The following is a 26190-nucleotide window of genomic DNA, read 5'->3' as shown; positions in this document are numbered from 1 at the left end:
GACTTGCCATGCAGATGCGCCTGTTCGCCTTCGGCCTCGCGATGATGATCGCCGGCGCGTGCGCCGAGGCGGCTGACCGCATCGTCACCGTGCCCTGCGCCGAGGCCGGCACACTCGAGTTCGACGTGCCCGAGGACTGGGCGGTGGACATCAGCCGGCACGACGCGCGCATGCCGCCGACGGTGACCGTCGCCGCGCCGGACGGTCAGGCGCAGTGGGTGGTGACCGCGGTGTGGAAGGCGGCCGACCGCAAACCACCGGCCACGCCGGACGAAATCCGCGCCCGCGTCCGCCGCACCGCCGAAACGGTCGGCGCGGCGGCGGCGCCGCTGCAGGAGACGGCGACCGGCTTCTATTTCGACGCCGGCGGCAGCATCACGCCGGAACCCTATACCCGGCTGCGCCAGGGCATGCTGCGCGTCGGCGAACTGACGGTGAGCTTTACCGCGATGAGCGCGGAGGCGCGCGCAGGCGATCAGCAGACTGCGGTCGAACGGCTGACCGCGGCACGGCACCGTCCGTGAAGCGGCAGCTCAGGCCGCCCACAGCTTCCACAGCATGCGTGCGCACAGGACGACCAGCAGCGTCGCGAACACGCGCTTGAGCAAGGTGGCCGGCAGACGGTGAGCGGCGCGCGCACCCCAGGGCGTGGTGAACACACTGGTGCACAGGATGGCCGCCAGCGCCGGCAGGTGCACATAGCCCAGCACCTGGGCCGGCATGCCCTGCACACCCCAGCCATTGACGACGTAGCCGACCGTGCCGCCGAGCGCGATCGGCAGGCCCAGCGCGGCCGAGGTGCCGATGGCGTTGCGGATGTCGCGGTTGCACCAGGTCAGGAAGGGCACCGTCATCGCGCCGCCGCCAACCGCCACCAGCGCAGAGATGGTGCCGATGCCGCCACCGACGGCGATGAGGCCGGCCGGCCCCGGCAGCTGGCGCGACGGCTTGGGCTTCAGTCCGACCAGCATGTTGATTGCGATATAGGCGATGAAAACCGCAAAGAACACCGACAGCGTCTGCGTCGACACGAGACGCGCGATGAAGGTACCGAGCGCGGTACCGAGCAGCACACCGACCGTCATCAGCCGGACCACCGGCCAGTCGACCGCGCCGTGTGCGTGGTGGGTGCGCAGACTGACGAAAGCGGACACGACGATGGCGGCCATCGAGGTGCCCAGCGCCAGATGCAGGATGTGGTCGGGCGTGACCTGCTGCTGTTCGAACAGCATCACCAGTATCGGCACCAGCAGCGTGCCGCCGCCGATGCCCAGCATGCCGGCGAAGAAGCCGGCGACGGCACCGAGCACGAGACAGGCGAGGACGAAGTCGAGGCTGGGGAAGAAGTCCGGTATCAGCATCATGGTGCAGCGCAAAAGGCGCTATCTGAACACAGCACGCGCTATCGCCGCAAAAGTGGCGTGGCGCAAAAACAAAACGGGGCGCCCGAAGGCGCCCCGCTGTGTCGTACAGTCGGCGACGATCAGCCGGCGATGGCCAGCTTGCCCTTCTTGTCCGACAGGGTGCGCGCCAGCAGCGACACCAGCGCATAGACCGCGTCGATGTTGGGCGTCGGGATGCCGGTGATGCGGCCCAGTTCGCGCACTGAACCGACCAGCGCCTCGAACTCCAGCGGACGGCCGGCTTCGACGTCCTGCAGCATCGACGTCTTGTGCGCACCGACCGCTTCGGCGCCGGCGATCCGCTTGTCCAGACCGATCTTGAATTCCACGCCCAGCTTCTCGCCGACCGCCTGCGCCTCGCGCATCATGTTGGCGGCCAGTTCGCGCGTCAGCGGGAAGCGGCAGATGTCTTCCAGCGTGGCGTGGGTCAGCGCCGAAATCGGGTTGAAGCTCAGATTGCCCCACAGCTTGACCCACATTTCGGAACGGATGTCCTTCGACACCGGCGACTTGAAGCCGGCGGCGATCATCGCCTGCGACAGCGCCTCGATGCGCGGCGAACGCGATCCGTCGAGCTCGCCCAGCGTGAAGCGGTTGCCCTCGATCAGCTTGATCACGCCCGGCTCGACCAGTTCGGACGCCGGATAGACGACCGAGCCGATCACGCGTTCGACCTCGATATTGGCGGCGACGATGCCGTCCGGATCGACCGAGGTGACCGGCGTGCCTTCGTAGTCGCCGCCGAGCTTGTGGAAATACCACCAGGGGATGCCGTTCTGCATGGTCACCACCAGGGTGTCCGGCCCGAACAGCGCGCGCATGTCGGCGGCCACGTCCTTCACCTGGTGCGCCTTCAGCGTCAGCAGGATGACGTCCTGCACGCCGGCGTCGGCCATCTTCTGCACGCCGCGGATGTTCGGGGCGTCTTCGACCGTGCCGTCCTCCAGGATCAGCGACATGCCCTTGGCCTGGATGGCGGCGAGGTTGGGGCCGCGCGCGATGCAGGTCACTTCATTGCCGGCGCGCGACAGCTTCACCGCCAGGTAACCACCGATGGCGCCTGCGCCAACGACTGCGATCTTCATCTTTTCATCTCCTTCAATGGCGCGGCGGGACGGCGCTTGCGCACCGGCCCGCCGTCATTCCGTCCCGCCGTCGTGTGGCGGGCGGAATCAGTTCATGTCACGCACGGCCGCGCAGATAGTGCTTCAGCGCCGGCACGATGGGCCACAGCAGCATGGTGAAGGACAGCAGCATCAGACCGGCCACCAGCGGGTTGGCCCAGAAGATGTCGAGACTGCCCTGCGACAGCAGCATGGACTGGCGGAAGCTCGATTCGGCCATGTCGCCGAGCACCAGCGCAAGCACCAGCGGTGCGAGCGGGTAACGCAGCTTCTTGAACAGGTAACCGAACACGCCGAACACCAGCATCATCACCACGTCGAAGATGGAGCTGTGCACCGTGTAGGCACCGATCGCGCAGATCACGATGATGACCGGGCCAATCACCGAGAACGGGATGCGCAGGATGGCCGCCCACCAAGGCACCGTGGTCAGCACGACGATCAGGCCGACGATGTTGCCGAGGTACATCGACGCGATCAGGCCCCAGACGAAGTCCGGCTTCTCGGTGAACAGCAGCGGACCGGGCTGCAGACCCCAGATCAGCAGGCCGCCCAGCAGCACGGCGGCGGTCGGCGAACCGGGAATGCCCAGCGTCAGCATTGGCAGCAGCGCCGAGGTACCGGCGGCGTGCGCCGCGGTTTCCGGGGCCACCACGCCTTCGATATTGCCCTTGCCGAACGAGTCCTTGTCCTTCGCTCCCCGACGGGCCAGACCGTAGGCCATGAAGGAGGCCGGCGTCGCGCCACCCGGGGTGACGCCCATCCAGCAGCCCACCAGCACCGAGCGGATCGAGGTCTTCCAGTAGCGCAGCAGTTCCTTCCAGGTCTGCAGCACGACGTTGAGCTGGATCTTCGCGCTCTTGCCCTTGAAGGCCAGGCCCTCTTCCATCGTCAGCAGGATTTCGCCGATGCCGAACAGACCGATCACCGCGATCAGGAAGTCGAAGCCCTTCAGCAGCTCGGTGGTGCCGAAGGTCATGCGCAGCGTGCCGGTCACCGTGTCCATGCCGACCGCCGCCAGCGCGAAGCCGAGCGCCATCACGGCCAGCGTCTTGGCCGGCGGCTCCTTGCTCATGCCGACGAAGGAGCAGAAGGTGAGCATCTGCACCGCGAACATTTCCGCCGCCCCGAACTTCAGCGCGAACTTCGCCACCAGCGGGGCGAGGAAGGTGATCAGCAGCACGGCGAAGAAGGCGCCAACGAAGGACGACGTGAACGCCGCCGTCAGTGCGGCACCCGCCCGACCCTGCTGCGCCAGCGGGAAGCCGTCGAAGGTGGTGGCCACCGACCACGGTTCGCCCGGAATGTTGAACAGGATCGACGTGATCGCCCCGCCGAACAGCGCGCCCCAGTAGATGCAGGACAGCATGATGATGGCCGAGGTCTGGTCCATCGAAAAGGTCAGCGGCAGCAGGATGGCGATGCCGTTGGCACCGCCCAGGCCCGGCAGCACGCCGATCAGGATGCCCAGCGTGATGCCGAGCACCATGAAGCCCAGATTGGGCAGGGTCAGCGCGACGCTGAACCCGTGCATGAGGTTGTTGAGTTCTTCCATCTCGGTCTCGGGAATTTCGCGTTATGTCAGAAACCGAGCATCAGCTCGATCGGACCTTTGGGCAGCGGCACGAGGAACCAGCGCTCGAACAGCATGAAGGCTGCGAGCGGCACGCCGACTGCGGTCAGGGTGGTGGCAATGAGGCCGAACTTGCCGTGCACCTTCATGAAGAAGGCGATCAGCACCAGCGACGACACGTAGATGCCGAGATAGACGACAGCCACGATGTAGATGGTGAGCGGCACCAGCATCTGCATCACCGACTTCAGCTCGACCCAGGACGCGAACTGCGGCTGTGCCTTCTTGAAGCGTGTCAGTGCGCCGAACAGGATCCAGCCGCTGGATATGAGCAGGATGCAGCCGATGTAGAAGGGGAAATAGCCGGCGCGCGGGCCCTCACCCTCTTCCCAGCCGATGCCGACTCGGATGCTGTCGTTCACCACGATGATGCCGATGGCGAACAGGAAGAGCGCGACCAGGATTTCCGGCCAGCGGTTGGACATGCCGGCTTCAGCGGCGTCCTCGGATCGCTCCATCATGAATCTCCAGAAACTAAAAACAGGAAGTGAACATCTTCGCGGCACATCGAAACGAATACGGGCGGGATGACCCGCCCGTATTCGCACACTGCTACAGGCTGATTACTTGGCCAGGAAGCCTGCGTCCTTCATCAGGCCGTAGTGCATCGCTTCCGACTTGCCGACCCAGTCGGCAAATTCCTTGCCGCTCATGAAGGTCTGCTTGAACGCGCCCTTCTTCATGAAGTCGGCCCACTCCGGCGTCTCGCGCACCTTCTTGAACAGATTGACGTAGAAGTCGACCTGTTCCTGCGTGACGCCCGGCGCCAGGAACACGCCGCGCAGCATCAGGTACTCGATCGGTACGCCGGCGCTCTTGCAGGTCGGGATGTCGCCCCAGGCCTGGGTCGCGGTCACCTTCTCGTTGTACGGCAGCTTTTCACTGTCCATGATGCACAGCGGACGCAGCTTGCCGCCACGCCAGTGGGCTTCCGCCTCGATCGGGTTGTTCACCGTCGAATTGACGTGACCGCCGACCAGTTGCACCGCCACGTCGCCACCGCCCTTGAACGGCACGTAGGTCATCTTCTTGCCGGTCGCCTTGTCGATCATCGCGGTGATGATCTGGTCTTCCTGCTTCGACCCGGTACCGGCCATCTTGAAGGTGTTGGCCGGCTTGGCCTTGATGTCGTCGATGTATTCCTTGGCCGTCTTGTACGGCGCATCGGCGTTCACCCACAGCACGAACTGGTCGAGCGCCAGCATCGCGCCCGGGGTCAGGTCACGCCAGTTGAACGGGACACCGGTCGCCAGCGGCGTGGTGAACAGGTTCGACAGGGTGATGATGATCTTGTGCGGGTCGCCCTTGGCGCCCTTCACTTCGAGGAAACCTTCCGCGCCGGCACCGCCGGACTTGTTGACGACGACCAGCGGCTGGGCCATCAGCTTGTTCTTGGCCACGACGCCCTGGATGAAACGGGCCATCTGGTCGGCGCCGCCACCGGTACCGGCCGGCACGACGAACTCGACCGGCTTGGTCGGTTCCCAGGCATTCGCGGCACCGGTCAGACCGATGGTCGCGATGGCGGTCACGAGGGCGCGGCCGGCCCACTTTCCGAGTTTGGTCATGTGCAAGTCTCCTTTATTGTTGATGCGGTAGTGCGCGGAAGGGGATGGCTCAGCCACCCAGACCCAGCTTCTGGGCGAGACCGATGCGTTGCAGCTTGCCGGTCGCACCCTTGGGGATTTCATCCATGAACAGGATCTTGCGCGGAACCTTGAAGTCGGCCAGTCGCGTCGCGGCGAAGGCGGTGATTTCCTTGTCGGTGGCCTGCTGACCTTCACGCAGCACGACCACGGCGCCCACTTCCTCGCCCAGCTTGGGGTGGGGGATGCCGAAGGTGACGACCTGCGCCACAGCGGGGTGATCCATCAGCACTTCGTCGACTTCGCGCGGCGAAATCTTCTCGCCGCCGCGGTTGATGATTTCCTTCAGGCGGCCGGTCAGCGACAGATAGCCCTCGGCGTCCTTGCTGCCCTGGTCGCCGGTGCGGAACCAGCCGTTGGTGAAGCCTTCCTTGTTGGCCTTTTCGTTGTTCTCGTAACCCGGGGTGACGTTGGCACCACGGATGACGATTTCGCCGATCTCGCCGGCCGGCAGGATGTTGCCGTCGTCGTCCATGATTTCGACTTCCGGACCGGCGGCCAGGCCGACGGAACCCGGCTTGCGGGCGCGCGGCGGCAGCGGGTTGGACGCCATCTGGTGCGACGCTTCGGTCATGCCGTAAGCCTCGATCAGCGGAGCGCCGAAGGTTTCCTCCAGTTCGCGGATGACCTGCGGCGGGATCGACGACGACGACGAGCGCATGAAGCGCAGCGGGTTGCGTTCGATGATTTCCTTGTTGCGCGAGGCGCGCGACAGGATGGCCTGATGCATGGTCGGCACCGCCGTGTACCAGGTCGGGTGCGCTTCATCCATCAGCGAGAAGAACTTCAGGGCATCGAAGCCCGGCGTGCAGAACACCGAAGCACCGGCCGACAGCGGCGCCATGATGCCGGCGATCAGGCCGTGAATATGGAACAGCGGCATGATGTTCAGGCCGCGGTCCTTTTCGGTGAAGGCCAGCGTGGCGCGGATGTTCTGCGCCGAAGCGGACACGTTGCGCTGGGTCAGCGGAACGATCTTCGGACGCGAGGTCGTACCCGAGGTATGCAGCACCAGTGCGACGTCGTCCGCCTGCGCGGCGCCGCCGTTGGCGGCCGGGGCGACGGCCGCGGCTTCACGCGGCTCCAGGCTGAAATCGCCGGCGGCTTCGTTCGCCACCAGGTCGATCACGCGCACGCCCAGCTTCTTCGCCACCTCGATCGCCGGCGACACGCTGCCGCGCTCGACGACCAGTGCCTTGGCATTCAGGTCGGACAGGTAGAACTCGAATTCCTCGGCGCGGTAGCCCGGATTCAGCGGCGCGGCGGTGGCACCGGAAGCAATGCTGATGAAGGCGCTGGCCATGTCCGGGCCATTCGGCAGGACGATGGCGACGCGGTCGTTGCGACCCACACCCAGTTCATTCAGACGTGCGACGGTGCGCGTCATCAGTGCGCGCAGATTGCCGAAGCTCAGATCGGTGCGCGCGGGCGCGGACAGCGCCACTGCCGAATCGGCACCGGTGGAAAACAGCTCGGCAAGCGTGGAAATACCGGACATACGAACTCCGAAAAACTCAGGAAACAAAGGAATGGATGGGTGCATCCGCTTCCGCGACGGAGCCACGTGCGTCGTATGGACACACGGGACGAACGGCAGCTGAGTCTTTCCCAGATCGAACGGGTGTTCAAGACGCGCTGCCGCAAAACAGCCGCGCACAGCAAAGCTGACGCAGCAGATCTCTACGACGGAGCAATGTGTAACAGATGCGTTACACAGCAAAGACCGCGGCTGGTATGGCCGCGGCCGGAGGAGGGAGGCCACTTCTGGTGACCGGCCCGTACCCGGGGTAGTGGGCGTCGGGCTTGCAACACTCTACGGTACCGCTTTGTAGGGGACCCCCGCGCATGTCGCTAGGCCGGCATCCTGAACCGAGGGTTCAGAGCGGCCGCGTCCCTGCCGCATCAGGCGCATCCCCGAGAGGTGCGCACAACAGCGGCGTCCATGGTTCGCGACCTTATGCCAATGAGACATTGGTTCAAGGAATCTATGACCTTGGCGAACACCGCAGGGGATTGATACGCAAGGTCTTTCACCTTGCTGCAACCGCCTCTAGAAGAGCTTTTCCTGTGCGGAAAGCGCTTCGTCGATACGCGACTGCATGGCGTTGATTCTACGCCGCAGCGGCACCAAATCAACACCGCCGGTCGCCTGCATCTGAAAAATTTCGTGTGCCAGGTTGAGCGCACACATGACGGCGAGGCGCTCGCCGGAGGCGCGCGTGGCCTCGGCAAGATCGCGCATGCGCCGTTCGACCAGTTCGACCGATGCGTTCAGCGCATCGCGTTCGCCCTCGCGGCACTGCACCCGATACTCGCGGCCGAGTATGGTGATTTCGACGAGATTCGATTCGCTCATTCCTGAGGCAGCCTTTCGAGCAGACCGCTCACCTTTTCACGCGCTGCGGCGACCTTGTCGCCGAGCACCTTGTTCTCGCCTTCGAGCGCCGCGACGCGGTTGCGCAGGACGATGTTTTCGTCATGCAGCGCGCGGAAGCGACCGAGCAGGATGTCGAGCCGGTCGCCGAGCTGGTTGATGTCATGATCCATCGGCGAACTATAGGTGGGTGCCGCCGGGCCGGTCAAGACGAGGTGTGGCCGTACAATTCGCGCCCACCAGCAACGGAGCAAAAAGCAGTGCACGAACTGATTCTAGGTGGGGCCCGCAGCGGCAAGAGCGCGTACGCCGAAGCGCTGGCGACGGACAGCGGGCTGGCGGTAACCATGGTGGTGACAGCCGAGGCGCGCGACGGGGAGATGGCGGCACGTATCGAACGCCATCGCGCCAGCCGGCCAGCGCACTGGCCTGTAGTCGAAGCACCGCTGCATCTGGCATCCGCGCTGCGTGATGCCGCCGCGGCCGACCGCTTCATCGTCGTCGACTGCCTGACGCTGTGGCTGTCCAACCTGCTGATGGATATGGACGACGCGCCGGGCGCAGCGCTGCCGGAGGCCTTCGTCCGTGAGCGGACAGCGCTGCTCGACGCACTGTCGGCCCTGCCCGGCCATATCGCGCTGGTATCGAACGAGGTCGGTAGCGGCGTCGTGCCGATGGGGCGCCTGTCGCGCGTGTTCGTCGATGAAGCCGGCCGGCTGCACCAGGCGCTGGCCCGCGTCTGTCCGCGGGTGACGCTGGTCACCGCCGGGCTTCCGCTGGCGCTGAAGCGGCCGTGAGCGCGCGCCGACTCTGGCTGGTGCGGCATCCGCCGGTCGCAGTGGAACGCGGCATCTGTTACGGGCGGTCCGACGTGGCACTGGCAGCGCCGGTTGCCGCTGCCGCGGCGACGCTGCGCGGCGAGTTGCCGGTCGGTGCGACGATCCTGAGCAGTCCGCTGCGCCGTTGCGCCGAACTGGCGCGGGCGCTGTCGGACACGGTGACGTTCGACCACCGCCTGCAGGAGATGGATTTCGGCGAATGGGAAATGAGGCGCTACGACACGCTGCCGCGTGCCGACATCGACCTCTGGTCGGCCGACGTGTGGGGCTTCCGCATCCCGGGCGGCGAGTCTGCAGCGGACATGGCGGCGCGCGCATGGGCCGCCTGGGAAGAATGGGGCGCGCCGGCGAGCGGCGACCTCGTCGTGGTCGCGCACGGCGGTCCGCTCCGGGTGATGGCAGGCCGGCTGCTCGGTCTGCCGCAGAGCGACTGGCTGGACATCGCCTGCCCGCAGGGTGCGTGCATTAAGCTGGAATCGGACTCGAACGGCAGCTGGCGTCGCGACGAGACCGCAAAATGAAAAAGCCACCCTTGCGGGTGGCTTTTCCGGTACGGCACTGAAACCTCGTTCAGCGGGTCGCTTCGGCCTTCTCGACGCGCTTCTCAGCGGACGATTCGGCGACGCGAGCACTGTCCACCTTGCGGGTGAACACCCAGCGCGACGGCGTCTTCACGAAGGCGTAGCCGGTGGGCGCGTCGATGAACACCTTGTAATCTTCGGGGTGTCCGACGGCAGCGGAAGACACCGACGCTTCGGTGGCGGCCGATGCGCCAAGCGTGGCGATCGCAAGACTGGTCGCGAGAGCGATGCGGAATGCAGTGGTTTTCATGGTGATGCTCCTTGCAAGTTAAAAAGCTGTCGTTGAGTTCAATGTAGTGCACCGCAACAAACCTTTCAACCCCTACGTCTGCCTTGGTTTGCCTCAGATCAAGTAAGAATTTTTTGCGGCGCATCAAAGTGCATACGCGACGTTACACAGTGCTCCAGGTGTGCCGACTGGCGGGTGCGCCGTCACGCTGCTGTCATTGCATGAATGCAACACGATGAACGAACTGTTCCGTCTGACTGATCCACTGGACCTGTATCTGGTCCGCCATCCGAAGCCGGCCGTCGATCCCGCCCTGTGCTACGGCGCCGTCGATTTGCCGGTGGCCGAGGACGTCGCCGCCTGCGCCGCGCGGCTTGCGCCGCTGCTACCCACCGACGCGCGCGTCGTCAGCAGCCCGCTGACGCGGGCCCGTCTGCTGGCCGAGGCGGTATCGCCGACGGTGCATCTGGACTCGCGGCTGCGCGAGCTTGATTTCGGTGACTGGGAACTGAAGCCCTTCGCCGACATTCCGGCGGAAGGCTTCGAGGTGTGGGGCAGCACGCTGATCGACTTCCGCGCGCCTGGCGGCGAGCTGTACGCGGACATGGCAGCGCGCGTCTGGGACGCTTTCGAAGCGCAGCGCGCGGGTGCCAGTGCGCTGGTCGTGGTCGCTCACAACGGACCGATGCGCGCGCTGACCGGCACCCTGCTCGGCCTGCCCCCGAGCCGCTGGCTCAATCTGGAGTTCGAGTTTGGCCGCGTCACGCATCTGGCGATCGGCCCGCTCGGGCCCAAGCTGCGCAGCTTCAATCGCTGACGTCGGCGTGCAGAGCAAGCCCGGATGAACAGAGCCTCGCCGGATCAAGGATAATCCGCGCTTCTCCGCCCGACGCCCGCCATGAATTCACCCCAGGTTTCAAGCCGCGCGCTGTATATGCGTCTGCTCGGCTACGTGCGCCCCTACTGGATCGCCTTCGCCGTCTCCATCGTCTGCATGGCGCTGACCGCGGCGGCGGAACCGGTCTTTCCGGCGTTGATGAAGTCGCTGCTCGACGGCGGCTTCGGCGGGCAGGACCCGCAGGCGGTGTGGTTCTACCCGCTGGCCATCGTGCTGCTGTTCGCCGTACGCGGCGTGTTCGGCTTCATCGCCGACTACGCCTTCGCCTGGGCCGCCAACAACGTGGTGCTCGATCTGCGGCGCGCCATGTTCGGCCGCCTGCTGGCGCTGCCGACCGACTTCTTCGACAACAACTCGTCCGGCGCGCTGATTTCGAAGGTCGCCTACGACGTGCAGGGCGTGACGCAGGCGGCGACCAACGTGATCACCGTGTTCGTGCGCGATACGCTCACCGTGGCCGGCCTGCTCGCCTGGCTGCTGTGGCTGAACTGGAAGCTCACGCTGATCGTGCTCGGCATGCTGCCGCTGATCGCGCTCATCGTGCGACTCAGTTCGCGTCGCATCCGCGAATCGGCGCGTGGTGCGCAGACGGCGATGGGCAGCATCGCGCATACGCTGGAAGAGACCATCGAGGCGCACAAGGTGGTCAAGATCTTCGGCGGCCAGGACTACGAGATGGGCCGCTTCGACGCCGCCTGCCGCAAGCAGCGCCGGCAGAACATGCGCAATATCGTCGCCGCCTCGCTGGTGTCGCCGATGACTCAGGTGCTCACCGCGGTGGCACTGGGCATCGTGATCGCGGTCGCGCTGGCCGATTCGGCGGCCAATCGCACCACGGTCGGCGGCTTCATGGGCTTCGTCACCGCGATGCTGATGCTGCTGGCGCCGCTGAAACGCCTGACCGACGTTAACGCGCCGCTGCAGCGCGGGCTGGCGGCGGCGGAAAGCGTATTCCAGCTGATCGACCAGCAGGCGGAACGCGACAGCGGCACGGTGGAACTGGAGCGTGCGCGCGGCCGCATCGACTTCGACCAGCTCGGCTTCGGCTACCCGGGCCGCGAACTGCGGGTGCTGCAGCACTTCGATCTGTCGATCGCGCCAGGCGAGACAGTGGCGCTGGTCGGCGCATCCGGCTCCGGCAAGACCACGCTGGCCCATCTGCTGGCGCGCTTCTACACGCCGACCTCGGGACGCATCCTGCTCGACGGGCACGACATCCAGAACGTGAAGCTGGCTAGCCTGCGCGCCAACATGGCGCTGGTGAGCCAGGACGTCGTGCTGTTCAACGACACGGTGGCGGCCAACATCGCCTACGGCGCGCTGCGCGGCACCGACCGCGCAGATATCGAGGCGGCGGCGCGCGCCGCCTATGCGCTGGATTTCATCCAGGCGATGCCGGAAGGCTTCGACACCATGATCGGCGAGAACGGCGTCAAGCTGTCGGGCGGCCAGCGCCAGCGGCTGGCGATCGCGCGCGCGCTGCTGAAGGACGCGCCGGTGCTCATACTGGACGAAGCCACCTCGGCACTGGACACCGAATCCGAGCGTCAGGTGCAGGCCGCGCTCGAAGTGCTGATGAAGAACCGCACGACGCTGGTGATCGCACACCGGCTGTCCACCATCGAGCGCGCCGACCGCATCGTCGTGATGGACCGCGGCCGCATCGCCGAGATCGGCAAGCATGCCGACCTGCTGGCAGCGGGCGGCATGTACGCCGGCCTCTACAACTCGCAGCTCGGTGGCGGCGAGTGACAGAGCGTCAGATCTTCAGCGCCGCCGCGTAACCGGTCAGCTCCAGATAGCCGCGGCCGACCCGGCGCGCGCCTTCGAACACGGTCACCGCGCCTTCCCAGTAGATGGCGCCACTGCTGGCGCGGCTGTCCAGTTCCTGGTCGTCGAACAGCGGTTTCACCAGGAAGCGACGCCCCCCCACACTGACGTCGAGTTCGATCGGATAGGCGCCGCCGCTGCGCGGGCTGCGCCAGACGCGGCGCACCGCGAAACCGACTTCATTCGACGCATGGCGGCGATCGCCCGCCGCGTCGCGCACGGTCGCTGCCGCCCACAGCGCGTGGCCGTTGGCGTCGCGCATGCGGAAGGCCATCAGCGCACCGCCGTCGTCCAGATTGATGCCCAGCCAGTCCCAGCCCTGCGCGCCCTCCGGCATCAGCGCGCTCGACCACTCATGATCGAGCCAGGCGCGACCGCGCACGGCGCGGGTCTTCGCAGCGATGCGCAGGCGTCCGCTCACTTCCAGCTGTGGCCAGCTCAGGTAATGGCTGGCGTGCGCCGGATCAGGCCCCTTTCGGCTGAACCCCTGTTCGCCCTGCCACAGCACCGGCTGCGTCGGCGCGAAGGTCAGCGCGTAGTCGAAATCGTCCGCCGCGATGTGTGCGAGCAGGCGCTCCGGCGCAGGCTGGCGGGCCAGATGCCAATCGTCGATGCGGACGTCGAGGTCGTCGGCCGACGCCTCGGCCAGACCGAAGCCGGCGCGGGCGATCTTCTGCGCGTGCAGCAGGCGGCCACGCGCCGGATCGGACACCGCGGCATGCGCGAACAGCAGCTGGCGCGGCGCGAAGCGGCTCGGGTTGGCATCGTGCGCCGGCTGGCGTACGCGGAAGAAGGTGAGCTGGAAGCCGACCGGTGCCGCAGCGTCGCGCTCCAGCCAGCCGGTGATGTACCACCACTCGATGCGGTGGCCGGGGTGCGCCCCGTGGTCACGCGGCAGGCTGCGCGGTGTGGCGGGCAGCACCGGATCGTAGGCGGCTTCGTCGGCGCGGGCCGGCAGCACGGCCAGCAGTGGCAGGTGCAACAGCAGTCGACGCAGCGCGGAATTCATGATGCGCAGAGCGCGCCCACGGCAGGAGGTTCCCGCTCAGCGCAGCAGCGCTTCGAGCTCGTCGGCGATGCAGGCACCGGTCTTCGTCGGGTCAGCGCCGGCGTGACGCTGCGCCAGCGCGCGCGCCGCCGCGGCGAAGCGCGGTTCGTCGAGCAGGCGACGCAGCAGCGACGGGTAATCGGTGTTCCGGCTTCCCGGCGGCACGGCAAGACCGAGGCCGCCATCGACGATGCGACGCGCCACCATGTACTGCTCCATGTGATTGGGCAGCACCAGTTGCGGGCACCCGGCAAGCGCCGCAGCGCTGACGGTGCCGATGCTGGCGTGCGAAACGACCAGATCGGCTGCGCGCACGGCCGGGTCCATCCGCACCGGCGCCGATTCAAAACGGATGGACGGCCCACCGAGCCGTCGCGCGGCGTCCGGCGACAGCCCTTTGGCATGCACCAGCGTGCGCATGCCGGACTGCCGCAGCGCCTCCATCAGCGCATTGAAATCCGCGTGTTCGGGCGACAGGTAGACGAACACGCGCGCCCCCTCGCCCGCCGGCCACTCCGGCGCCACGCCGCTGTCGCCGACATAGCTCGGACCAACCATCCGTACGCGCTCGTCGTATTCGGGGTAGTGGGCCAGCTCCGGCAGGCTGGCGGCGATGCAGCGCACCCCGCCGAACAGTTCGGTCAGGCGGGGCAGGGCGCTGTCACCGAGCAGCGCCAGCGCCTGATTCACCGGCGCCAGCAATAGCGCATCGCTGCGTGCGCACTGGGCAACGTCACCCTTGTCCCAGTAGTTCATCGCCGGAAACACGTCGCGATGCGGCGGAATCTCGAAGCAGTTGCCGATCGCCGCGATCGGCGTGCCGCGGCCGCGCATCGCCAGCATCGCGGTCGGCGCGTGGTCGCACACCAGCAGATCGGGGCGGTGCAGGTCGAACAGCCCGCGCCATGCCGACAGCAGCCCGGCCAGACCGGCCGGGTCCAGCCAGCCGGCGGCGGCCAGCACGGCCGAGAAATTGACCAGCTTCGGCGGGTTGACCATGCGCGGCAGCCACAGTGGCGACTGCAGCACCGGAAAACCGTCGGCGACAATGCGGCCGTGCGCGCGTGCGAGGTCCTTCAGCGCAAAGGTGACCGCGTGCCCGCGTTCGCGCAGCGCGCGCGCGGTGATCAGCATGCGGTCAATGTGGCCCATATTGGCGCCCAGTTCCCATGCCATCAGTACGCGGCTCATCGCGCGCACAACTGTCGGGGGGCTTTACACCACGCCCTATCGGAGCGCGAAGACGACGTGCAAGTCATTGATTCGTTTAACCTAAGAGAATGGGCATAAATCTTGTTACAGGCGGCGAGCGCCTTAATCGTACAGGATGAAAACAATGAACTTCTCGCTGCCCTCGCGCCCGACACTGATCGCGGTATCGCTGTTCGCCTGGTTCAGTCAGGTGCCGCTCGCCCACGCACTGCCGGTTCTCGGCGCCTCGTCCGCCGCCAGCAGCAACGGCAGCACTGCAACACCTTCCGATTGGGTGACACCGGAGTATCGCAACAGCTCGAGCTACATCTGGTCGGGCGACAACAACTCCGCCTCCGGTTATGCCTTCTCGTCCGCCACCGGCGCATATGCCGTGTCCTCCTCGGCCTACGGCTACAACGGCAGCGCCAGCGCGATGGCCAGCATCCTCGCCACCGTTACCAACGCCTCGAACGTTGCGCAGAACTTCAGCCTCACGTTCAAGATCTACGGCGGCTCGATCAGTGCAACGAACTACTACGCACTCGACGCAGACGAATACCTCAGCGTCGACTACCTGGCGTCGATCAAGATCGATGGCAATCAGGTCTGGTACTCGTCGGCCAGCATCCAGAACAACGGCGGCGTCATCACGCACGACAAGTCGGGCACCGACCTGAACAGCAACGACGACGGCAGCGACGGCTATTACAGCTGGGGAAGCCGTTACGTCACCATCGACCTCGGCGTGCTCGACCCGAACGAGTCGCTCGACGTGCTGGCCGAGCTGTCGGACAGCGCCGCCAGCAACCTCGGGGTCTATGCCTACGATTGCGGCGGCGGTTACGAGGGCTACGGCGGCTACGGTGGATATGGCGGCTACGGCCCGGTGCTACAGAGCACCTCCGTGTGCACGCAGAGCAAGGGCAATGCGTCGGCCTTCTACGGCGACCCGTTCGAGATCGAAGCGAATCCGGTCAACGCCGACCCGAACAGCCTGCGCGTCACCACGCGCGCCGTGCCGGAGCCGGGCAGCCTCGCCTTGCTGGCACTCGCCGCGGGCGCGGCCGGCGTTGCACGACGACGGAAGAAGCGCGACTGAGTCGCACGTCCGCACCGACAGGAAAAAAGCACCGCATGCGGTGCTTTTTTCTTTCCACGGTCACATGGCCCGCTCAGCGCTCGACGAATGCCCGCTCGATCACGTAGTCACCCTGTTCACCGACCCCCGGAGAGATGACGAAGCCGCGCGCGTCGAGCAGGTCGGCGGTGTCCTTGTTCATGCTCGGGCTGCCGCAGATCATCGCGCGGTCGGTTTCCGGATTCAGCGGCGGCAGTCCGAGGTCGTCGGTCATCTTGTTGCTGACGATCAGATCGGTCAGGCGGCCGCGGTTGCGGTAGGGCTCGCGCGTGACGCTGGGGTAGTACAGCAGCTTGTCGCGCACGAACTCGCCGAGGAATTCGTCGTTCGGCAGTTCGTTCTCGATGTAGTCCTGGTAGGCCAGCTCATTCACGTGGCGTACGCCATGGAACAGGATGACCTTGTCGAAGCGCTCGTAGGCTTCGGGATCGCGGATCAGGCTCAGGAAGGGCGCCAGACCGGTGCCGGTGCCGAACAGGTACAGGTGCTTGCCCGGCTTCAGGTCGTCCAGCACCAGCGTGCCGGTAGGCTTGCGGCCGACCAGGATTTCATCGCCCGGCTGCAGGTGCTGCAGCTTGGAGGTGAGCGGGCCGTCCGGCACCTTGATGCTGAAGAACTCCAGGTGTTCCTCGTAGTTGGCGCTGGCGATGCTGTAGGCGCGCAGCAGCGGCTTGCCGCCGGTCTCCAGACCGATCATGACGAAATGACCGTTGCGGAAGCGCAGACCGGGGTCGCGCGTGGTCTTGAAGCTGAACAGCGAATCGTTCCAGTGATGGACGCTGAGGACTTTTTCGGGCGCGACGCTGGCCATGGCAGTAATCCGGTTGAAAGGCGATGGTGCATTTATAGCGCCGCAGCGCACCATAACTCAACAAACCAAATAACAATGTTTCGATAACCTGTGGTTATCCCGCTTCCGGTGCGCGACGGTACGACAGATGACGCGCCAGCGTCGCCACCAGTTCCCCGGCCTGGAAGGGTTTGCTGATGAAATCGTCCATGCCGGCGTCGCGGCAGCGGGCGCGATCCTCGTCCAGCGCGTTGGCCGTGATTGCGACGATGGGCACCTGCTGCCAGTGCGGATCGCCCAGCGCGCGAATGCGGCGCGTCGCCTCCAGCCCGTCCATGACCGGCATCTGCATGTCCATCAGCACCAGATCGAAGTGACGCTCGCCGCAGGCCGCCACTGCCTGCCTGCCGTCGGCCGCCTGGGTGATGCGCACGCCGTGGCGCGACAGCAGGCGACCGAGCAGCACCTGGTTGACCGGCGTGTCCTCGGCGATCAGCACGTCGGCATCGCACAACGCGGCCGCGTACGTGGATGCCGCGCCGTCCGGCCGCGCCGCGGCGTCCTCGGTCGGTGCGGCCGGCAGCGGCAGTTCGACGCGGAAGGTGCTGCCGCGGCCCGGCGTACTGTCCAGCGTGATCGTGCCGTGCATCAGCGCAACTAGCCGCGACACGATGGACAGGCCCAGCCCGGTGCCGCCATACGTGCGCGTGGTCGATGAATCCGCCTGCGAGAAAGGCATGAACACCAGCGCCTGCTTGTCGGACGCGATGCCGATGCCGGTGTCGGCGACCGACAGCGCGATCCGCCCCTCGCCCGCCCCCTCGACATTCACCGTCACGCCGCCGTGGGCGGTGAACTTCAGCGCATTCGACACCAGATTCGACAGTATCTGCCGCAGCCGCAGCGGGTCGCCCGTGACGATGGCGGGCAGCGCCGGCGCCACCTGCCAGCGCAGCGCAATGTCCTTGCCGGCTGCTTGCGACGAGAAGATGGCCAGAGTTTCGGCGACCAGCGTTTCAAGGCTGAAGTCGACCGCTTCGAGCTGCAGCTGGCCGGCGTCGACCTTCGAGTAGTCGAGGATGTCGTTCAGGATGCCCATCAGGCTGTCGGCGGACGATTTCACCCAGCCGAGGTGCTCGCGCTGCTCGTCGCTGAGCGGTTCCGACAGCACCATGTCCGTCATGCCGATGATGCCGTTCATCGGCGTGCGGATTTCGTGGCTCATGGTGGCGAGAAAGGCCGCCTTGGCGCGGCTCGCCGCCTCGGCCTCGTCGCGTGCGCGGCGCAGTTCGTCGGCCGCCGCACGCGCCGCCGACACGTCCTCACTGAGCCACATGCAGCCGATCTCGCGACCGTCGCCATCGCGCACGGTAAAGCTGCGCTGTGTCAGCGTACGGCCATCGGCCAGCAATATCTCCCGCTCGCCGCGGTGAGGGCAGAACACCGTCGTCGCCGCGCCGGACGACAGCCGCGCGGCACACATCACTTCGACCGCCTGCAGCGCACAGCCGTCCGGCGGACGTCCGGCGTCGAGCGCCCACACCTGCGCCAGCTTGTCGTTCGCGTACAGCACCCGGTTCTCGTGGTCGGCCAGCAGCACGCCGATGTCCATCGCGTCGAGCAGCGCTTCGAGCCGACCGTTCGCCTCGGACGCGATGCGCGCCAGACCGTGCTCCTTCTCGTGCAGCGCCTGCAGTTCGCCGATGCGCTCCCGAATCGCTGCCGACATCGCGTTGAAGGCGCGACCGAGCTGGCCGACCTCGTCCTCGCCCTCGGCGACCGGTGCGGGCGTCAGCGTGCCGTGCGCAACCTCTTCCGCCGCATGCGTGAGCCGCAGCAACTGGCGTGTCAGCCATAGACCGAGACCGGTCAGCAGCGCGATCGACAGCAGCAGTTCGCCCGCAGCGATGCCGATGCCCTGCAGCAGCAGCTGGCGGTTGGCGCTGCGCAGCGCCGACATGTCGAGACCGAAATGCAGCTGACCGAGCGGCTGCCCGGCCAGCGCCACCGGCGTGACCAGGTCGTAGATCGGCGGATCCTCCTCGACCGACAGGTCGAAGCGCTCGTCGGTCTGCGGTACCGGCGCCTCGCGCGACCAGCCGCTGTGCGCGACGACGTGGCCGCCGCTGTCGCGCAGGATGAGATAGGCGATGCCCTGACTGGATCGACTTTCGTCCAGCACCGCCTGCATCGTCGCGTAGTCGCTCTGCGCCATCGGCGCCACCAGCGCCGCGTTCAGGATGGGCACGATCTGCTGCGCGTGCCGCTCAGCCTGCTCGGTCATGTGGGTGCGCTGCAGGCGCACACTGTTGCTCACCAGCAGCGTCAGCATGACCGCCTCGACGACGATGGCGGCGATCAGCAGACGGCCGCGCACCGAGCGCCGCAGCCGGAAATCGAACAGCTGGCTCACAGTGCAGACTTCTTCAACTGTTCGCGCACCTCGGCGGCATAGGGCACCATCGCATCGAGTTCGCCGGAGCGAAGCGGGCGGTAGCCTTCAAGCTTGTAACGGGCGAAGTAATCGACGCCGGCCGGCGTTTCGGCAAACGACCACAACGCCGTCTCGATCGCGGCCGCGCGTGCCGCCTCGACCTGATTGAGCAGATAGACGCGGCCGACCATGGCCGGACTGTCGGTCAGCAGCCGCAGTCGCGTACGCACCTCGGGCGCCAGGCCCTGAAAGTTGGCAAGCGACATCGTGCCGGCGCTGACTTCGCCATTGAGCAGCAACTGCGCCACGCTGTCGGCGGCGCTGACGTATCGAACGGTGACGCCGGCCGCACCGTGCTCGCTCATCCAGCGCAGGCCCCACAGTGTCACCAGTGACGACGGACTGAGTCCGGCCACCGTGCTGGCGGCAAGGTCGCGTGCGGATTTCGCCCGGCTTCCGGCCGCGACGACGACGACTGCACGGAAGGTCGCCTGGTAGGTCAGCAGCGGCCGGTAACGCGCATCCGCGCGCAGCATTTCGGCCTGATGTCCGGTCGTGATGACCAGCGCGTACTCCTGGTTCAGCGCCCGGCGCGCGAACTCGGTGAAGTCCGGCGCAGTAACGATGGCAACGGGCGTGCCGAGCGTCTTCTGCAGATGCTGCCGCAGCGGTTGGTACATTTCGATGATGATGCGCGAACTGGTGTGCGGCGCCACGCCGATGCGGAACAGCGGCGCGTCCTGCGCAAGCGCAAGCGCCGGAATGAAACAGGCAAGGGACAGCAGCAGACGAGTGAGGGCGAGGAACATCCGGGCAGACGAGACGGCAATGGATACCTCGGCATTAACGGATCGCGCCGTCGCCCCTTGAATGGCTGGTGCACCACAACATCATCACAACACACTGTTTAACAATGATTTTTCCAGAAAGCGTTGGTGACTCGAAGCGTGTTCAGCCGCGCAGCCAGGCCATCAGTCCGCCATAGCAGGCCGCATGCGAGAAGCGGTCGCGGGCGTATGCGTGGGCGGCGCGTGCGTAGCGCCGGCGCAGCGGCAGATCGTCGAGCAGCGTGCGGCAGGCGTCAGCAAAGGCAGCGGCTTCGTCGGCCAGCAGAAAGGCCTCGCCGGCGCCATCCTCCAGGCCGCGCGCGCCTTCGCGCGTGGTGACCACGGGCAGACCGGCGGCGAGCGCCTCGACCGTCTTGATCTTCAGCCCGGAGCCCCAGCGCACCGGGTTGATGGCGATGTCCACGCCGCTCCACAGCACCTCGATGTCGGGAACGAAGCCGCGCGCGCGGATGCCGTCCGGCAACGGCTGCGGCAGCAGCGCGGCGATGTGCCCGGCCACCTGCAGCTCGGCGCGCTCGGCGGACAGCGCGGGCCACACGTCATCGATGAACCACTGCAGGCCGTGCCGGTTCGCCACCCACTGGCTGGCCGCGTAGCCGATCACACGCGAATCCGGCCTCACCGGCTGCGCCGGCAGCACGACCGGGTGCGGCACGCACAACGCCCGCTCGCCGAGCGCGGCGGCAACGCGCGCGTGATCGTCCGGCTGGATCAGCAGCACGCGGTCGTAGTGACGCAGGAAGCCGAGCTCGCGTTCGAAATCCAGCGCCTCCTCGACCGCGACGCCCACGCTCGCGCGCGACGCAGCGTTGTCGCTGACGAGGTCGTGCGTGTCCATCACCAGCCGGATGCCGTCCGGCACCCCCAGCCGCAGGAAATCGAGCTGCAGCCGCGACAGCAGCACGCAGTCCGGCGCGATCTGCCGGCACATGCCGCGCAGCCCGCTCACCAGTGCGGCGCGTTCCGGCCTCGCGGTGTCACCGACCGCGAGGCGGTATCGGTGCCGGCTGCGCTCGACAAAGGGCCGGGTGGCTGCGTCAGGCTGCTCGGGGAAGAACACGGTCAGGTCGCAGACCTCGGCCAGTGCATCGATCAGCGCCGCAGTGCGTGCCGCCTCGCCGTTACCGGCACGCCAGTAGCGACTTCGGGTGACGAATATCAGTTTCGGTCGGCTCATCGGAGGCACATCGGGGAAGATGAAGGGACGGAAGATGAAGGGACGGAAGATGAAGGGACGGATAGAATTCCGCTTTTACCCGATTCTGCAGGAGCTTCCATGCCCGCCTACCGTTCCCGTACCTCGACCCACGGCCGCAACATGGCCGGCGCCCGCGCGCTGTGGCGCGCCACCGGCATGAAGGACGGCGATTTCGGCAAGCCCATCATCGCCATCGCGAACAGTTTCACCCAGTTCGTGCCGGGCCACGTGCACCTGAAGGACCTCGGCCAGATGGTCGCCCGCGAGATCGAGAAGGCCGGCGGCGTAGCCAAGGAATTCAACACCATCGCGGTCGATGACGGCATCGCGATGGGCCACGGCGGCATGCTGTACTCGCTGCCGTCGCGCGACCTGATCGCCGACAGCGTCGAATACATGGTGAATGCCCACTGCGCCGACGCGCTGGTGTGCATCTCGAACTGCGACAAGATCACCCCGGGCATGCTGATGGCCGCCATGCGGCTGAACATCCCGACCGTGTTCGTGTCCGGCGGCCCGATGGAAGCCGGCAAGGTGAACTGGGGCCAGAAAATCATCGCCGTCGATCTGGTCGACGCCATGGTCAAGGGTGCCGACACCAACTGTTCGGACGAGGAGTCCGAAGCTTACGAGCGCAGCGCCTGTCCGACCTGCGGCTCCTGCTCCGGCATGTTCACCGCCAATTCGATGAACTGCCTGACCGAAGCACTGGGCCTCAGCCTGCCGGGCAACGGCTCGGTACTGGCCACCCACGCCGACCGCAAGGCGCTGTTCCTGCGCGCCGGCCAGCTGGTCGTCGAACTGTGCCGCAAGTACTACGAAGGCGACGACGCCTCGGTGCTGCCGCGCTCGATCGCCAGCTTCAAGGCCTTCGAGAACGCGATGACGCTCGACGTGTCGATGGGCGGCTCGACCAATACCGTGCTGCACCTGCTGGCCGCGGCGAAGGAAGCCGGCGTGCATTTCACGATGGCCGACATCGACCGCATCTCGCGTCACGTGCCCTGCCTGTCCAAGGTGGCGCCGGCCAAGTCGGACGTGCACATGGAAGACGTGCACCGCGCCGGCGGCATCATGGCCATCCTCGGCGAGCTGGACCGCGCCGGCCTGATCCATCGCGACCTGCCGACCGTGCACAGCGCCACGCTGGGCGAAGCGCTCGACAAGTACGACATCGTGCGCACCGAGGACGAGGCCGTCCGCACCTTCTACCGTGCCGCGCCCGGCGGCATCCCGACCCAGGTCGCCTTCTCGCAGGACCGCCGCTACCCGGAACTGGATCTCGACCGCGAGAACGGTGTCATCCGCAACAAGGAACACGCCTTCAGCCAGGACGGCGGGCTGGCCGTGCTGTACGGCAACATCGCCGAGCGCGGCTGCATCGTGAAGACGGCCGGCGTCGATGACTCGATCCTGAAGTTCTCCGGCCCTGCCAAGGTGTTCGAGAGCCAGGACGACGCGGTCGCCGGCATTCTCGGCGATCAGGTCAAGCCGGGCGAGGTCGTGGTGATCCGCTACGAAGGTCCGAAGGGCGGTCCGGGCATGCAGGAAATGCTGTATCCGACCACCTATCTGAAGTCCAAGGGCCTGGGCAAGGCCTGCGCACTGCTGACCGACGGCCGCTTCTCCGGTGGCACCTCCGGCCTGTCGATCGGCCACGCCTCGCCGGAAGCGGCCCAGGGCGGGCTGATCGCACTGGTCAAGGACGGCGACGTGATCGAGATCGACATCCCGAACCGCACCATCCACCTCGCGGTCGATGACGCCGAACTGGCGCACCGTCGCGAAGCGGAAGAGGACCGCGGCGCCGCAGCCTGGACGCCACACGCGCGGGAACGCGTCGTGTCGGCCGCGCTGCAGGCCTATGCGCTGATGACCACCAGCGCCGACACCGGCGCCGTGCGCGACCTGAGCCAGCTGCGCCGCTCTTGAGCGCAGGCCCGACGCCGGGCCGCATCGCCGCCCTGACCGCGGCGGCGATGCTGGCCTTCGCCGCCAATTCGGTGCTGAACCGCCTGGCGCTGGCCGATACCGCGATCGACGCCGCCAGCTTCACGCTGGTGCGCATCGCCGCCGGCGCCCTGGTGCTGTGGGCGCTGGTCCGTCGCCAGCAGGACGGGCGACTGGCGGGCGACTGGGCGGGCGCAGCCGCGCTGTTCGTCTATGCCGCCGCCTTCTCCTACGCCTACCGCGAACTGTCCGCCGGTACCGGCGCGCTGCTGCTGTTCGGTACCGTGCAGGTAACGATGATAGGCACCGGCCTGCTGAAGGGTGAACGGCTGCGCGCGCTGCAGACCGTGGGGCTGCTGCTGGCGCTGGCCGGGCTGGGCGTGCTGCTGGCACCCGGCGTCAGCGCACCACCGGCCGAGGCCGCTATCCTGATGGCGCTGGCCGGTATTGCCTGGGGCGTTTATTCGCTGCGCGGCCGGCGCGCCCGCGGCACGCCGCTGGCGATGACCGCCGGCAACTTCGTGCGCGCGGTGCCGATGGCGATCGGTCTGTCGATGATTGCCGCTGCCGACGCGCGCATCGATGCGCTGGGCTTCGTCTATGCGGCGCTGTCCGGCGCACTGGCGTCCGGCGTCGGCTATGCCATCTGGTACAGCGCGCTGCGCGGTCTCACCGCAACGCAGGCGGCCAGCGTGCAGCTGTCGGTGCCGGTGATCGCGGCCATCGGTGGCGCACTGCTGCTGTCCGAAGCGCTGACGCTGCGCCTGCTGCTGGCCTCGGTCGCGACGCTGGGCGGCATCGCACTGGTGGTGACGACCCGCCGCAACAGACCCTAGCGCGGCGCGACTGCCTGCACGCGCGCCGCGTGCACCGCCTGTGCGATCGCCGGGCCGGACACCTTGCCCGACGCCGCCAGCCGGCTCGCGATGGCGCCCGCATCGACCGAGCGGAACGCCTCCGCGGCCGAGCGCACCCGCTCTGCCTGCGGATAGCCCGCCTCGTCACGGCCGGGGCGGCTGCGCGCGTCGGCTTCGCAGGCGAGCAGGATGTCGGCCAGCCGCTCCGGCTTGCGCATCACGTCCAGCCGCTCCAGCAGCTTCACCATGGTGTCGGCACGCAGCTCGGCGGCGCGGTGCACATTGGTGTGCTCCTGCGCCACCAGCCGCGCGATGTCGGCGATATCGACCGGCACGCGCAGCCGCTCTGCCAGCTCGCGCGCCAGCTTCGCGCTGCGCGCCTCGTGCGCGATGTGGCGCGGCCATTCCTCCTTCGGCGTCGTGCCCTTGCCAAGGTCGTGCGCCACCAGCGCCCAGCGCGCCGCCAGCGAAGCGCCGTGCGCGGCCGCCCAGTCCAGGCACTGCATCAGGTGGATGCCGGTGTCGATCTCCGGATGGTGCTGCGGCGGCTGCGGCACGCCGAACAGCGCGTCCACCTCCGGCAGCACGACGCGCAGCGCGCCGCACTCGCGCAGCACTTCGATCATGCGCGAGGGCTTCGCCTCCATCAGCCCGCGCGACACTTCCTGCCACACGCGCTCGGCCACCAGTGCATCGACCTCGCCGCAATCCACCATGTCGCGCATCAGCGCCACCGTTGCCGGCGCCACCGTGAAGTCGTGGAAGCGCGCAGCGAAGCGGGCCAGCCTGAGTATCCGCACCGGGTCTTCCGCGAAGGCGGCGCTGACGTGGCGCAGCACGCGCGCGGCGATGTCGGCGCGGCCATTGCACGGGTCGATGAGCGTGCCGTCGTCGGCGCGTGCGATCGCGTTGATGGTGAGGTCGCGCCGCTGCAGGTCCTGCTCCAGCGTCACCGTACGGTCGGCGTGGAACACGAAGCCGCGGTAGCCGGGCGCGGTCTTGCGCTCGGTGCGCGCCAGCGCGTGTTCCTCGTGCGTCTGCGGGTGCAGGAAGACCGGAAAATCGCGGCCGACCGGCGTGTAGCCGGCGGCCACCATGTCTTCCGGCGTGGCGCCGACGACCACCCAGTCGCGGTCGCCGGCCGGCAGCCCCATCAGCTCGTCACGGACCGAGCCGCCGACGCGGTAGATCTTCATCTATCTGTGCGCTTTCGAGCGCGCGTGCTCGAAGCGGTCGGTCGGGCGAAAATCGGCCAGGCAGGCGTCGATCTCGCTCTCCAGCGCCAGCGGGACGAAATCGAAAGGCAGCGCGCAGCCGGCATCGCACACGCTGTCGACCTGCATCGAGCGCAGGTTGTCGCGCGACATCAGCGTCGGCCCCGGCGCCAGTTCCAGCGCCAGCGCCTGCAGCGACGCCAGCGGACCGGGCAGGCCGATGACGCAGCGTTCGGCGCCGATGGCGCGGCCGGTCATCTTCACCAGTTCGCGCATCGTGTAGACCTTGGGGCCGCACAGCGCATAGGTCTGGCCGACCGCCGTCTCGTCGCCCAGCGCATGCACGATGCAGCGCGCGACGTCGCGTGCCGCGACCGGCTGGTAGCGGGTGTCGGCACCGGCCAGCGGGAACACCGGGAACATCTTCAGCAGACCGGCGAACATCGACAGGAAGCACTTGCCGTCGCCATACACCAGCGACGGACGGAATATCGTCCAGTCCACGCCCCCGGCGCGGATGGCCGCTTCACCGGCCGCCTTGGAGCGCAGATACTCCGACGGCGCCCCCTCGGACGCGCCGAGCGCGCTGACCTGGATGAGTTGCCGCACGCCTGCCGCCTTCGCCGCGGCGGCGATGGCCTTGGGCAGCGCCACGTGCGCACGCTCGAAGTCGCGGCCCCAGGGACTGCCGCCGCGCGAGTGCAGGATACCGACGAAATTGACCACGGCGTCGACGCCGGTCATCAGACGCGCCAGCGTGGCCGGGTCGTGCACGTCGGCCTCGACCACGTCGATCGTCGGCAGCAGGATCAGATGCCTGGCGCGGTCGCGGCGGCGCGTCGGCACGATGACGCGCACGTCGCGGGCGGCCAGCTGGCTGGCGACGTGGCTGCCGATGAAGCCGGCGCCACCGATCAGGAGGACGGTTTTCGGAAACATGGATGCACTCCGGGTCTGTTGTT

25 protein-coding genes and 1 other RNA gene are annotated in these 26190 nt (G+C 67.2%); 8 read left to right on the top strand and 18 right to left on the bottom strand.

What is annotated here, in order from left to right:
* Positions 1–8: 8 nt before the first annotated feature.
* Entirely contained in the window at positions 9–524 is a 516-nt protein-coding gene (locus WDZ97_RS17925; protein WP_425763651.1) for a hypothetical protein, read from the top strand.
* A gap of 9 nt (positions 525–533) precedes the next feature.
* Here WDZ97_RS17925 and WDZ97_RS17920 read toward each other — a convergent pair whose 3' ends face one another.
* From WDZ97_RS17920 to WDZ97_RS17880, 9 genes are all read right to left on the bottom strand, one after another.
* Positions 534–1364 carry a sulfite exporter TauE/SafE family protein gene (locus WDZ97_RS17920; protein WP_029143494.1) on the bottom strand — a complete coding sequence of 277 codons (831 nt, stop codon included), beginning with the start codon at positions 1362–1364 and terminating at the stop codon, positions 534–536.
* Positions 1365–1483: 119 nt separating this feature from the next.
* Positions 1484–2488 (bottom strand): 2-dehydropantoate 2-reductase, encoded by a 1005-nt coding sequence (locus WDZ97_RS17915; RefSeq protein ID WP_425763650.1) that lies wholly within the window; start codon positions 2486–2488, stop codon positions 1484–1486.
* Between the two features lie 97 nt (positions 2489–2585).
* On the bottom strand, positions 2586–4082 hold the full coding sequence (locus tag WDZ97_RS17910; protein WP_020163217.1) for a tripartite tricarboxylate transporter permease: 1497 nt from the start codon (positions 4080–4082) through the stop codon (positions 2586–2588).
* A 26-nt stretch (positions 4083–4108) separates the two neighbouring features.
* On the bottom strand, positions 4109–4621 hold the full coding sequence (locus WDZ97_RS17905; RefSeq protein ID WP_019915529.1) for a tripartite tricarboxylate transporter TctB family protein: 513 nt from the start codon (positions 4619–4621) through the stop codon (positions 4109–4111).
* 102 nt (positions 4622–4723) lie between these two features.
* Positions 4724–5728 (bottom strand): Bug family tripartite tricarboxylate transporter substrate binding protein, encoded by a 1005-nt coding sequence (locus WDZ97_RS17900; protein WP_020163215.1) that lies wholly within the window; start codon positions 5726–5728, stop codon positions 4724–4726.
* Positions 5729–5777: 49 nt separating this feature from the next.
* Entirely contained in the window at positions 5778–7304 is a 1527-nt protein-coding gene (locus WDZ97_RS17895) for an acyl--CoA ligase (RefSeq protein WP_020163214.1), read from the bottom strand.
* Between the two features lie 334 nt (positions 7305–7638).
* A non-coding RNA gene (gene ssrS, locus WDZ97_RS17890) (6S RNA) lies at positions 7639–7821 on the bottom strand.
* A gap of 35 nt (positions 7822–7856) precedes the next feature.
* The gene (locus WDZ97_RS17885; RefSeq protein WP_019915533.1) at positions 7857–8162 is read right to left on the bottom strand and encodes a cell division protein ZapA; all 306 of its coding nucleotides are present in this window, start codon (positions 8160–8162) and stop codon (positions 7857–7859) included.
* Positions 8159–8353: a hypothetical protein gene (locus tag WDZ97_RS17880; RefSeq protein WP_008061278.1), complete on the bottom strand. Its 195-nt coding sequence runs from the start codon at positions 8351–8353 to the stop codon at positions 8159–8161. The genes WDZ97_RS17885 and WDZ97_RS17880 overlap by 4 nt, the downstream gene beginning before the upstream one ends.
* An 87-nt stretch (positions 8354–8440) precedes the next feature.
* On the opposite strand from WDZ97_RS17880, the gene cobU reads away from it, so the two are divergent.
* Together cobU and WDZ97_RS17870 are read left to right on the top strand one after the other, a co-directional pair.
* Positions 8441–8977, top strand: a complete 537-nt coding sequence (gene cobU / locus WDZ97_RS17875) for a bifunctional adenosylcobinamide kinase/adenosylcobinamide-phosphate guanylyltransferase (RefSeq protein ID WP_425763649.1) — start codon at positions 8441–8443, stop codon at positions 8975–8977.
* Positions 8974–9540: a histidine phosphatase family protein gene (locus tag WDZ97_RS17870; RefSeq protein WP_425763648.1), complete on the top strand. Its 567-nt coding sequence runs from the start codon at positions 8974–8976 to the stop codon at positions 9538–9540. Before cobU ends, WDZ97_RS17870 begins: the two co-directional genes overlap by 4 nt.
* A gap of 49 nt (positions 9541–9589) precedes the next feature.
* Here WDZ97_RS17870 and WDZ97_RS17865 read toward each other — a convergent pair whose 3' ends face one another.
* Positions 9590–9850, bottom strand: coding sequence for a hypothetical protein (locus WDZ97_RS17865; protein WP_304006289.1), 261 nt, complete (start codon positions 9848–9850; stop codon positions 9590–9592).
* Positions 9851–10064: 214 nt separating this feature from the next.
* On the opposite strand from WDZ97_RS17865, the gene WDZ97_RS17860 reads away from it, so the two are divergent.
* Positions 10065–10646, top strand: a complete 582-nt coding sequence (locus tag WDZ97_RS17860; protein WP_425763647.1) for a histidine phosphatase family protein — start codon at positions 10065–10067, stop codon at positions 10644–10646.
* 117 nt (positions 10647–10763) lie between these two features.
* Positions 10764–12479, top strand: a complete 1716-nt coding sequence (msbA, locus tag WDZ97_RS17855; RefSeq protein ID WP_425763669.1) for a lipid A export permease/ATP-binding protein MsbA — start codon at positions 10764–10766, stop codon at positions 12477–12479.
* 7 nt (positions 12480–12486) lie between these two features.
* On the opposite strand, the gene WDZ97_RS17850 is transcribed toward msbA, so the two are convergent.
* Both WDZ97_RS17850 and WDZ97_RS17845 read right to left on the bottom strand, forming a co-directional pair.
* Positions 12487–13566, bottom strand: coding sequence for a lipocalin-like domain-containing protein (locus WDZ97_RS17850; protein WP_425763646.1), 1080 nt, complete (start codon positions 13564–13566; stop codon positions 12487–12489).
* 36 nt (positions 13567–13602) lie between these two features.
* Positions 13603–14796 (bottom strand): glycosyltransferase, encoded by a 1194-nt coding sequence (locus tag WDZ97_RS17845; RefSeq protein ID WP_425763645.1) that lies wholly within the window; start codon positions 14794–14796, stop codon positions 13603–13605.
* Between the two features lie 145 nt (positions 14797–14941).
* On the opposite strand from WDZ97_RS17845, the gene WDZ97_RS17840 reads away from it, so the two are divergent.
* The gene (locus WDZ97_RS17840; RefSeq protein ID WP_425763644.1) at positions 14942–15898 is read left to right on the top strand and encodes a PEP-CTERM sorting domain-containing protein; all 957 of its coding nucleotides are present in this window, start codon (positions 14942–14944) and stop codon (positions 15896–15898) included.
* Positions 15899–15971: 73 nt separating this feature from the next.
* Here WDZ97_RS17840 and WDZ97_RS17835 read toward each other — a convergent pair whose 3' ends face one another.
* The 4 genes from WDZ97_RS17835 to WDZ97_RS17820 form a co-directional block, all read right to left on the bottom strand.
* Entirely contained in the window at positions 15972–16748 is a 777-nt protein-coding gene (locus WDZ97_RS17835; protein ID WP_304006304.1) for a ferredoxin--NADP reductase, read from the bottom strand.
* 94 nt (positions 16749–16842) lie between these two features.
* Complete coding sequence (locus WDZ97_RS17830) at positions 16843–19140, bottom strand: ATP-binding protein (RefSeq protein ID WP_425763643.1); 2298 nt, start codon at positions 19138–19140, stop codon at positions 16843–16845.
* Positions 19137–19970, bottom strand: coding sequence for a PhnD/SsuA/transferrin family substrate-binding protein (locus tag WDZ97_RS17825; RefSeq protein ID WP_425763642.1), 834 nt, complete (start codon positions 19968–19970; stop codon positions 19137–19139). Before WDZ97_RS17825 ends, WDZ97_RS17830 begins: the two co-directional genes overlap by 4 nt.
* A 142-nt stretch (positions 19971–20112) precedes the next feature.
* On the bottom strand, positions 20113–21186 hold the full coding sequence (locus WDZ97_RS17820; protein ID WP_425763641.1) for a glycosyltransferase: 1074 nt from the start codon (positions 21184–21186) through the stop codon (positions 20113–20115).
* A gap of 99 nt (positions 21187–21285) precedes the next feature.
* On the opposite strand from WDZ97_RS17820, the gene ilvD reads away from it, so the two are divergent.
* Together ilvD and WDZ97_RS17810 are read left to right on the top strand one after the other, a co-directional pair.
* Complete coding sequence (gene ilvD / locus WDZ97_RS17815; RefSeq protein ID WP_425763640.1) at positions 21286–23139, top strand: dihydroxy-acid dehydratase; 1854 nt, start codon at positions 21286–21288, stop codon at positions 23137–23139.
* Positions 23136–23993: a DMT family transporter gene (locus tag WDZ97_RS17810; RefSeq protein WP_425763639.1), complete on the top strand. Its 858-nt coding sequence runs from the start codon at positions 23136–23138 to the stop codon at positions 23991–23993. The genes ilvD and WDZ97_RS17810 overlap by 4 nt, the downstream gene beginning before the upstream one ends.
* Here the strand turns inward: WDZ97_RS17810 and WDZ97_RS17805 are convergent.
* Both WDZ97_RS17805 and WDZ97_RS17800 read right to left on the bottom strand, forming a co-directional pair.
* The gene (locus WDZ97_RS17805) at positions 23990–25210 is read right to left on the bottom strand and encodes a multifunctional CCA addition/repair protein (RefSeq protein ID WP_425763638.1); all 1221 of its coding nucleotides are present in this window, start codon (positions 25208–25210) and stop codon (positions 23990–23992) included. The genes WDZ97_RS17810 and WDZ97_RS17805 overlap by 4 nt on opposite strands.
* Complete coding sequence (locus WDZ97_RS17800; protein ID WP_425763637.1) at positions 25211–26167, bottom strand: complex I NDUFA9 subunit family protein; 957 nt, start codon at positions 26165–26167, stop codon at positions 25211–25213.
* Between the last annotated feature and the right edge of the window lie 23 nt (positions 26168–26190).

Origin of the sequence: Methyloversatilis sp. MC4-4 (assembly GCF_049843555.1) — a bacterium.
Classification (GTDB): domain Bacteria; phylum Pseudomonadota; class Gammaproteobacteria; order Burkholderiales; family Rhodocyclaceae; genus Methyloversatilis; species Methyloversatilis discipulorum_B.
This window is presented reverse-complemented; position numbering and strand designations above follow the sequence as displayed.